The organism is Streptomyces graminilatus, from assembly GCF_001418565.1.
Lineage (GTDB): Bacteria > Actinomycetota > Actinomycetes > Streptomycetales > Streptomycetaceae > Streptomyces > Streptomyces graminilatus.
In genome coordinates this window covers 1-5,731 of the sequence record NZ_LIQQ01000317.1, presented here as the reverse complement: position 1 = coordinate 5,731, position 5,731 = coordinate 1, and the positions used below count along the sequence as shown (strand labels likewise).

The window sequence follows — 5,731 nt, the reverse complement described above, 5'->3', positions numbered from 1 at the left end:
GGGTGCGGGCGTGGGTTTGGGTTCGACCGTGGGGGTTGGTTTCGGGGGTGGGCTCGGGCTCTCAGTCGTCTGCGGTCGTGAAGTCGCGGGCGGAAGAGGTGAGTTGGCGGCACCCGGGGACGAAGGGGCCGTCGCCTGCGGTGTGCTCGGCGCCGAAGTGGCCGGGGGCGTGCCCGCCGTGCCCTGGGGATCCGGCGGGCCGCCACCCCGTACGAGCAGTACGACGAGCAGCGGGACCAGCGTCACACCCAGCACCGCCGAGGCCAGCGCGAACCGCCGACGGGACGGCCGGGCCGCAGGAGCAGGCCAGGGTGAACCGACCTCAACCGGAAGGGCGTTGGCGCGTGTGACCGCAGGCGTGTCCCGTGCTTCTCGCGCGTCCCTCGCGTACGCCGGGCCGCACCATGGCAGCAGGCCCTCCCCGAGTGCCGTGCGCGGATGGTCGCGCAGGGCGGAGAGTTCCCCGTAGGCCGTCGAGCAGTGCGGGCAGATGACCATGTGGGAGTTGAGGTCCGTGCTGTGGCGGGGGTTGACCGGGCGGACCGACTCCTCGATCAGCCGGCGGAAGTCCTGGCAGCGCGGATCGTCGGAGACGGCCAGCCGGAACCGCAGACAGGCCTGGGCCAGGGCCTGGAGCGCCGCGTCCGTCTCGTACATCACGTCCTCGCGCGTCAGGCCGAGGAGGGCGGCGGTCCGCTCCTCGGGTTCGCGCTCCACGACGCCGTACCAGATGAGGCCCTGGGTGCGGGACGCCAGCGACTGGAACGGGCCCAGCAGGGGCGGGGGCGGCCACCTTCCGCCACCGGTGTTCAGGACGAGGCGCAGACTCGGGTCGAGGCCCGTCGCGCGTTCGTCCGTCGTCCAGCCGGCCGCCAGATGAGCTGCCAGCAACAGGAGTTGGTGGCGCCACGGAACGCTCGGCTCGCTGCCGCGTGCCGTGTCCCGGGCCGCCGTCGTGAACGCCTGGGACGCCAACTGCCCTGCCGTGGAGTCGCTCGTCGTGCACAGCCGGGCGTAGGCGAGGACGGACGCGTGGTGGCGGGCCCGGAGTTCCCGCAACGCCGCATAAGCGGTGGGGGAGTTGGTGCGCAGCAGCTCGGTGAGGTGCGCGTCGGCCGCACCGGAGTACAGCCCGTCCACCCCGTCTGCCCCGCCGTGGTCGGTGCCCTGGGACATCCGTCCGCCTCCTCGCACCCCCGACTCAGCCCCGTCCTGAAGTACCAGCCAGTGTGAGGGCGGCCCGGGTGACGCAGGGGGCCTTTGGGAAAAGAGGGAGGGGATTTCCGCGGCGACCTGCGGCAACCGGAAAACCCCTCCCGAGGTTCGGCCTCAGTTCTCGGCCAGCAGGCCCTTCCGCAGATGCCGCAACGTCCGTGACAGCAGCCGCGACACGTGCATCTGGGAGATGCCCAGTTCCTCGCCGATCTCCGACTGGGTCAGATTGGCGACGAAGCGCAGCGAGAGGATCTGCCGGTCCCTGGGCGGGAGTTCGGCGATCATCGGCTTCAACGACTCGACGTACTCGATGCCTTCGATGCCGTGGTCCTCGTACCCGATGCGGTCCGCGAGCGCGCCCTCGGAGTCGTTGTCCTCGGGCTGTGCGTCCAGTGAGCCGGCGGTGTAGGCGTTCGAGGCCGTCATGCCTTCCACGATCTCGTCCTTGGTGAGGCCGAGACGGTCGGCCAACTCGGCCACGGTGGGGGCGCGGTCGAGCCGTTGGGCCAGTTCGTCGCCGGCCCGTGCCAGGTCGAGGCGGAGTTCCTGGAGGCGGCGCGGTACGTGGACGGACCACGACGTGTCGCGGAAGAAGCGCTTGATCTCGCCGACGATGGTCGGCATGGCGAACGTCGGGAACTCGACGCCCCGGCTCAGCTCGAAGCGGTCGATCGCCTTGATCAGGCCGATCGTGCCGACCTGGACGATGTCCTCCATGGGTTCGCTGCGCGAACGGAAGCGGGAGGCGGCGAACTTGACCAGCGCGAGGTTGAGTTCGACGAGGGTGTTGCGGACGTACGAATGGTCGTGGGTGCCCTCTTCGAGGAACTCCAGCCGTGCGAAGAGGGTTTTGGACAGGGCTCGGGCGTGGGCCGCCCCCACCTCGTCGAACGGCGGGATCTCGGGGAGCCCGTCCAGGGCGTCGGGAACGGGAACTCGCGTCGCCCTCGGGGTCTGCGGTGCTTCGAGCCGGGGTGACATGGTGTCCTCCGTGGTTCTCGGCATGGGTCGGCGAACAGGGCTGCCGAAGCCGGTGCGCTTGCGTGTGTGATTCGTGCGGTGTGCGGGCGCCTCCAATGCCGGCCGTGTCGGGTACGTGTCTCGGGCCGGCCCCCTGCGGGAACCGGCTCCCTACTAGCCCTACCCGCTTCCCCGAGCCCACCGCAAGTGCCTTGCTTTCCCTTTTGTCCACCTATGGGCGCTAGTTCGGGTGTCGGAGAGTGTGGGGAAGGCGTAGTGTTCGTGGACGTCAGTCGGGGTGCGAGCGTGCGCCCGTGAGCGGACACAAACCCGGGAGAGAGACGGCATGGACCGCGAGACGGTCGGCAGCGCACAGTCCGGCCGGCTTCTGGTGGAGGTGCGCCACGAGGGTTCCAGTGCCGTGGTGTCGCCGACGGGCGAGCTTGACCACCACACCGCCGACCTGTTGCGTGAACCGCTTGAGGACTGCCTCGCGAAGGGCGTCGCACGGCTCGTCGTCGACTGCTCGCGGCTGGAGTTCTGCGACTCCACCGGCCTCAATGTGCTGCTCGGCGCCCGCCTGAAGGCGGAGGAGGCGGGCGGCGGGGTGCATCTCGCCGGGATGCGGCCGGTGGTCGCCCGGGTGTTCGAGATCACGGGCGCGGACGCGGTGTTCACCGTCCATGAGTCGCTCGCCGACGCCCTGGCCGCCGAGCCGCCCGCGTCCCCCGGCGCCGTTGACTCCTCCTGACCTGTCCGGCGGACGCTCTTCGGGGGTGTTCTGTCGGTTCCGCCGGGCAGGAGACATCCTGAATACGCACACGATGATGTGCGTATGGAATTGTGGTGAATGAATACCGTGTACGTATGCGTGTACGTGAACTGGTGAATCGGTGAGGTGAAGCGCTGATGAGCACCACCCGGCCCGACTTGCCGGGCTCCCCGGAGTCCTCGGCGGGCTCCCCGGTGTCCTCCGGGGCCGACGGCGCTTCCAACGGCGTTTCCGGCGGTGCTTCGGCGGGTGCCTCGGGGGGTGTTCGTGGAGGTCGTCAGACCCGCAGCCTGACTCTCGCGGGCGAGAGCGGTGTCGTTCCGCTCGCCCGTGACTTCGCCCGGCAGGCGTTGTACGCGTGGGGCTGGCTGCCCGCCGCGACCGCCGACCGGCGCGCCGCCGCCGAGGACGTGCTGCTCGTCGTCTCCGAACTGGTCACCAACGCCTGCCTGCACGCCGAGGGCCCGGACGAGTTGTGGATCACCTGCGACAGCAAGGTGATCCGGGTCGAGGTCTCGGACAGCGGCACGGGTCAGCCGGCCCCCCGCACCCCGCACCGCGCCGGACGCCCCGGCGGCCACGGGATGTTCATCGTGCAACGCCTGTGCCTGGACTGGGGTGTTGTAAGGACCCCCGGCGCCACCGGCAAGAGGGTGTGGGCGGAGTTGGGCGCTCCGGCGTAACTCCCGCTGTTCCCCGGTCCTCCAGGTTCCGCCGTTCCGCCGATCCTGCGTTCCGCCGTTCCGCCGCTCCGCCGATCCGGCGTGGAGGTACCGGCTGGGCACCGGCCGGGCACCGATCGGATCAGGCCGGGATCCCGGTGATCCGGTGTGCGCTGTGTCTTCCAACTGTTGGTCCCCCGGCGTACCTTGACGGCCGATTCGCGATCTGATGTGCCGTCAGAAATGCCGCCATGACCGCCAGGAATGGGGGACGACGATGTCGTACCACCGGACATGCCGCAGAAAGCACCCGAAACGAGGCGCCGCGCTCGCGTCCGTCGCGGCCCTGGCCGGATCGGCGGTACTGCTGGCCGCGCCCGCCGCCCGCGCCGAGGTCGTGGACGTCAACTACCGGTGCGAAACGCCGATCGGCATCAAGAGCGCCCTCTCGTCCATCGACATCAAGGCGACCGGGAGCGGCGGCTCCTACCGAGTCACGATGTCCTGGCAGAAGGGCGTCTCGTCCAGCCCGGTGGAACTGGGCAAGGGCGCGATGAGCCCCAGCGCCACGATCACGCTGGGCGGCGCGGACAGCGGCACCCTGAACGTCACCGGTCCCGCGAACGAGGCCGCGATCCCCGCCAACACCCCCATAAAGATCAACGACTTGAGCGGCACGTACAAGCCGTCGAAGAACGGCAAGGTCACCTTCACGGCCGGCATCCTCACGATCAAGGCCGCCAGTACGACCACCACGTGCACGCCCACCAACAACCCGAAGCCGTCTCTGACGCTCGACATCACGGGGGCTCCGGGCGGCGGTGGCACAAGCGGCGGTGACACAGGCGGCACGGGGGGTACGGGCGGCAAGGACCCTGGTGGCGGACTCCCGCAGACCGGTCCCGAGGACTCCGTGATCGCGCTGGGCACGCTCGGCGGCACGGTACTGCTCGTGGGCGCGGCGGGCACCCTGTGGCTGACCCGCAGGAACCAGACGGGGGCGGGGGCGACCGTACGACGGCAGCCGACGGCACGCCGGTGAAGCGGCGGATTCCCGCACTGGTCGCGGCGCTGGCGATCGCTCTCCTGCTGCTGCCCGCGACCGGCGCGACGACCGCGGTGGCCGCCGCCGGGCCGACCGCCAAGGTCTCCAAGTCCCAGGCGGGGACCGGAGATTCGATCGTCGTGACAGGGGCGGGCTGGCAGCCGGGGACGCTGGTGATGCTGCTCATCTGCGGCCGTTCCGCGCCGGGCCGGGGAGTGCTCGGCGGCACCAACTCCTGTGCCAACGCGGACGCGAGAGCGGTCACCACGGACACCCTGGGCGGCTTCAGCAAGAGCATGCCGGTGGTCGAGCCGCCGGTGCCGTGCCCATGCGTGGTGCATGTGACGACGGTGACGGCAGGGACGCAGACGGTGGCCGACGCGGCGTTCCAGGTGGCGGGCCACCCGGTCGAACCGCTGCCCGCACAGGTCGGCACGGGCCGTCTCTCGGTCCTCGCGCCCCCACGGCTCGACGGTTCGAGCGGGCTGCTGACCTGGTTCGGGGCGCCGCCCACCCGGACGCTGGCGGTCACCGTCGGCAACCTCGGCATGGCGGCGGTCAGGAACCCGGTCTTCCAAGTCGGCACCTCCCACGGGGTGTTCGCCCCGGAGTGGGAGGAGCAGCAGTGGCACGGCACGATCCAGCCGGGCGGGAAGGCGCGGGTCGAGCTGCCGGTCGACCTGGTGAGCGGGGCGCACGGTGACTACACGGTCTCGCTGAAGTACGGCGGCAAGGTGCTCGCGGAGCACCCGTGGGGTGTGGGCCGGCCCTGGGGCGTGACCCTGTTCTGGGTCCTGGCCGCGGTCGTCGTACCGGCGGCGGTGTTCCGCGTCGGGATGGCTGTGGTGGACCGCGTACGGCCCCGGGGAGCGGGCGGAGCGCGCGGACGCGGCGGAGTCGGCGGGCGCGGCGGAGCGCGCGGACGCGGCGAAGTGGGCGGTCGCCCGTCGGCGCGTCTCCGCAGGGCCCTGCGCATGCCCGGACCGACGCCGCGTGTGCCGAGATGGGGCGCGCCGCCGGACCACGAACCGCCCCGGCCGGCGACCGCCTCCCCGACCCTGCCGTGGTTCACCCCCG

6 protein-coding genes are annotated in these 5,731 nt (G+C 71.2%); 4 read left to right on the top strand and 2 right to left on the bottom strand.

The window, feature by feature from the left end:
- Positions 1–1,176 (bottom strand): hypothetical protein (locus AOK08_RS26125; protein WP_055530465.1); only part of this gene is annotated, 1,176 nt, incomplete at its 3' end.
- Between the two features lie 153 nt (positions 1,177–1,329).
- Complete coding sequence (locus AOK08_RS26120; RefSeq protein WP_055530463.1) at positions 1,330–2,196, bottom strand: RNA polymerase sigma factor SigF; 867 nt, start codon at positions 2,194–2,196, stop codon at positions 1,330–1,332.
- Positions 2,197–2,521: 325 nt separating this feature from the next.
- Between AOK08_RS26120 and AOK08_RS26115 the strand changes: the two genes are divergently transcribed.
- The 4 genes from AOK08_RS26115 to AOK08_RS26100 all read left to right on the top strand — a co-directional run.
- The gene (locus tag AOK08_RS26115; RefSeq protein ID WP_055530460.1) at positions 2,522–2,926 is read left to right on the top strand and encodes an STAS domain-containing protein; all 405 of its coding nucleotides are present in this window, start codon (positions 2,522–2,524) and stop codon (positions 2,924–2,926) included.
- Between the two features lie 158 nt (positions 2,927–3,084).
- Complete coding sequence (locus AOK08_RS26110) at positions 3,085–3,630, top strand: ATP-binding protein (RefSeq protein ID WP_055530458.1); 546 nt, start codon at positions 3,085–3,087, stop codon at positions 3,628–3,630.
- 256 nt (positions 3,631–3,886) lie between these two features.
- Positions 3,887–4,651 (top strand): LPXTG cell wall anchor domain-containing protein, encoded by a 765-nt coding sequence (locus tag AOK08_RS26105; RefSeq protein ID WP_055530455.1) that lies wholly within the window; start codon positions 3,887–3,889, stop codon positions 4,649–4,651.
- The coding region (locus AOK08_RS26100; protein WP_055530468.1) for a hypothetical protein at positions 4,648–5,731 on the top strand (1,084 nt) is incomplete at its 3' end. The genes AOK08_RS26105 and AOK08_RS26100, both read left to right, overlap by 4 nt.

Excerpts from the sequence above, each read along its gene's own strand:
- AOK08_RS26110 (WP_055530458.1), top strand. The coding sequence starts at position 3,085 with ATGAGCACCACCCGGCCCGACTTGCCGGGCTCCCCGGAGTCCTCGGCG.
- AOK08_RS26115 (WP_055530460.1), top strand. The coding sequence starts at position 2,522 with ATGGACCGCGAGACGGTCGGCAGCGCACAGTCCGGCCGGCTTCTGGTG.
- AOK08_RS26105 (WP_055530455.1), top strand. The coding sequence starts at position 3,887 with ATGTCGTACCACCGGACATGCCGCAGAAAGCACCCGAAACGAGGCGCC.
- AOK08_RS26120 (WP_055530463.1), bottom strand. The coding sequence starts at position 2,196 with ATGTCACCCCGGCTCGAAGCACCGCAGACCCCGAGGGCGACGCGAGTT.